The sequence below is a fragment of the Vibrio sp. 1401 genome (assembly GCF_033340295.1).
The window spans coordinates 1-932 of the sequence record NZ_JAWOWF010000181.1 but is presented as its reverse complement, the minus strand read 5'-3'; the positions used below and the strand labels follow the sequence as shown (position 1 = coordinate 932).

Below are 932 nucleotides of genomic sequence, written 5' to 3'. Positions count from 1 at the left end.
CTGATATCGACTCACTTCTTCCCTGGAACTTCTCCCACACATAAAAAAGCGCCCGTGTGTTCATGGGGCGCTTACAATTAAGCAGTTATCACAAACAAGACATTTATTGAATAGCGAGCATGGTTGCCCTTCCACATAGTTTGGTAAGTTACGAATAAACTCTGGTGGGTCCATTACGTTGACACAGGCAACTAATCCCGTACTTACTGTGGTAATAGGTATCTCTTCCGGCTTGTTTTTATCAGTATGTTTATTGGCCTTTTTTGGGGACGTTATACATTTTGAATGAATTTTCTTTAGGGCTTCATTGACCTTTTTTCTAGCAAAGCGATCAAAGTCCATTCGATCAAGATAATCAATTGTGGTTGTAATTGAACGGTGACCTAATAACAGCTGCATCTCTCGAATTGATACACCGGCCTCTATGTGTTCGGAAACAAATGTAGCTCTAAATTTTGATATATTAACTTCCAGAAAATCGCCGTTGTCATCTCTAAGGTTGTGATTTTTCACAAACCGAACAGCTGACGCATTGTCAAAACTACGCTCATCACGAAAGCTACGGATTGAGATTATTTTTCGACTCTTGTGCCTAAATATGAATAATCTGTTGATATTAGATTCTGATGCATATTTTCGAAAAGGTTCTGTGAGTTTCGTAACTTTATCAAAGATCCATCGGACTTCTTGACCCTGTTTAATTGTCATCCACTGTATTTCCGCATCAATCAGGTCTAAGTGAAGCCTTTTTTGACCTAATGATCTGACTTTCCAATAGCGAATACAGGGCTTTCCGGTTGCTGGGTGATTCCATACAAAGTCATCTATCTCGAGATCAACGATTGCCTCTCTATTCGGCTTTGTTGCGTAATTCGGACAGAAAACCAAGTCGTCCGAAATTGAATAATTATTAAACAATATACTGAGTTTCA

The 932-nt window shown here is 39.1% G+C and carries 1 pseudogene; it reads right to left on the bottom strand.

The features are described from left to right. Positions 1 to 60 precede the first annotated feature (60 nt). Positions 61 to 932: pseudogene (locus R7Z77_RS24405) on the bottom strand (hypothetical protein); the annotation flags it as partial.